This is a genomic window from Candidatus Binataceae bacterium, from assembly GCA_036495685.1.
Classification (GTDB): domain Bacteria; phylum Desulfobacterota; class Binatia; order Binatales; family Binataceae; genus JAFAHS01.
In genome coordinates this window covers 1-1,845 of record DASXMJ010000160.1, presented here as the reverse complement: position 1 = coordinate 1,845, position 1,845 = coordinate 1, and the positions used below count along the sequence as shown (strand labels likewise).

Annotated in this window: 2 protein-coding genes; both read right to left on the bottom strand. The window is 61.5% G+C overall.

Annotated features, from left to right (window positions below; translation table 11 throughout):
• On the bottom strand, window positions 1-248 hold a 248-nt coding region (locus tag VGI36_15000), incomplete at its 3' end, for an alcohol dehydrogenase catalytic domain-containing protein (GenBank protein ID HEY2486455.1).
• Between the two features lie 845 nt (window positions 249-1,093).
• Window positions 1,094-1,845, bottom strand: a 752-nt coding sequence (locus VGI36_14995) for a helix-turn-helix domain-containing protein (GenBank protein HEY2486454.1), incomplete at its 5' end; no start/stop codon positions are given.

Here is a 1,845-nt window from a genome sequence, read left to right as displayed (position 1 = left end):
CGGCCCTTCTCGATCACCTCGCCAGTGATCTCGTGCCCCAGCACCATGCCCGCCGGCGCCGTGGTGCGGCCCCGCACCATATGCTGGTCAGACCCGCAAATGTTGGTCGACACGACCTTGAGAATGACGCCGTGATGGATTTCCTTGCCCGCAGGATTGCGGAAGACTGGAAAGGCGATTTTCTGAACCTCGACCTTGCCTGGCTTTATGTAAACCACGCCGCGATTGGAAGACATATCGGAAGGCATCCGGAACTCCTTGCTTGGCTGCGGTCCCGCTGGTTCGTGACCGTGTTTGCGTTTCGCCTGCTATCGAATAAGTGGCGTCTCCAGGACGCCGATCGCGATGGCCGCGGCCGTGGAGGCGCCCAGCAGAGCGCCACGATCGACCTGTCTTGCGCCATCACGAGACTCGGTGCCGGATTCGAGCTCACCCTCTTCCTGCTTCAAGGACGTCCTCGACCGAGACGCGCCAGCGCCGTCGTCCTCGCGGTCGCCGATGCCCGATGAAGCACCGGTGATCAGCGCGAAACCTTTGGTTTCTTGGCTCGTCGAGACTCCTGATCTTGTCTTCATCACGGTTAGTGTGGGCGATCGGAGATTTGCTGTCACGAGCCTATGACGCACTTTCAACCGCACTGGCGCGCACTGTTCACCGCGAGCGCGTTGCTACTGGAGCGGATTTGACGTCATGTTCGAAACGCTTCACGACTGCGGGCACGAGAGTTCTAATCGCTGGAACAATGCTGGAGCCGGCCACGCCGAAAACGGCGAGCTGGCGCCATGCGCGCCACAGCAGTTCTGATTATCCCGACGTCGTTTGATCGGCGCCCGGTATCATGAGCGCGCGTTGACCGGAACTTGATCTGGTTTTGCTTATCGGATTGGGTTTAAGCCGCGCTCGCGGTGGATCGTCGTGAGCCGCGACGCGATCGAGCGAGGCGTCGATAAAGGGCTTGAGGCGCGGAATCCTCTTCGAGGTGTGGTGTGGCCTGGCGGTGCGTAGGCCGGCCAGGCAACTCCCGTACGGCGATGCAACCCGGGGCACTAGACGTTGTCAGCGGATGGCGAATGCTCAGCAGCGCGGGCGCGCACTATCCGGGTCCCAGTAGCACGCTTCCCTCCAGGTGGGCGCCCGGTGTGTGACCAAACCGATCCCGGAATCTTCTTGCGAAATGGGTATAGTCGCGAAAGCCACTGGCGTACGCGATTTCGCTGAGATGCTGACCTGTAGCGTGCGACGTCCGGCGTGCCAGCAGGCGCGCGGCGTGGTCCAAACGAATGGAATAGACCAATTCGCTGCATGTGCAGCCGCGCGCCGTCAAGAGCTTCTGGACGTAGCGCAGCGAAATCCCCGTTTCTGCTGCCACCTGAGCAGGACCGAAGTCCGGATCGGCACAGCGATCGTTTATGACGCGACGGATGCGGGCGAACAGTCTATCCGCATGGCGAGAGACGGGCCCCGGATCAGAGGGCGCAAATAGGGAGCCAAGGAGGTCGTAGAGGGCGAGCCGCATGTACGGGCAGGGCGGCGCGGCGGTGGATTCTTCGCCTCCGACACCGTCGAGAACGAGCTGACGGAGGACGCGCGCTGCTACGGTTCCGCCGCGCGCACATAAACAAGTCTGCGGCTCGAATCCGAGATGGGAAATGAGCGACTGGCGCGGCAGATAAATAGACAGCCACTGCGAACCGCTCTCAAATAAGCGCATCGAGAGCCGCGACCCATCCATGAGTCCAACATCTCCCACTCCGATTTGCACAGTGTGCTCGTTCTGGGTCAGCGCGCACTGGCCAGCGACCTGAAATACTGCACCGTACCAATCCGTGTCAGCGAGGAGAGCAT